1 protein-coding gene is annotated in these 244 nt (G+C 45.9%); it reads right to left on the bottom strand.

Annotated elements, in window-relative coordinates:
• Window positions 1-222: single-stranded DNA-binding protein (gene ssb / locus IV71_RS07695; RefSeq protein WP_156405656.1), on the bottom strand; the 222-nt coding region annotated here is incomplete at its 3' end.
• Window positions 223-244 lie beyond the last annotated feature (22 nt).

Genomic DNA, 244 nt, shown 5'->3' with positions numbered 1-244 from the left:
CTCGATAGCTACCAAAGCTCCTTTACCCGTGAAGTTGGCAAAGTTTTCGGCTGCCTTCCGCCAGATAACAGCATTAATAAAGTCGCTCTCACGTTCGCCATTAGCGTCTTTAAATGGACGTTGGACTGCTAGGTTGAAAGACCCAACCGCAACGCCTGACTGCGTATATCTGACCTCTACATCTTTTGTTAATCGTCCAGTTAATACAACTCGGTTAATCATGCCGTTTGCTCCTTCTCTTTCT

The organism is Fructobacillus fructosus KCTC 3544 (genome assembly GCF_001438695.1).
Lineage (GTDB): Bacteria > Bacillota > Bacilli > Lactobacillales > Lactobacillaceae > Fructobacillus > Fructobacillus fructosus.
This window is presented reverse-complemented; position numbering and strand designations above follow the sequence as displayed.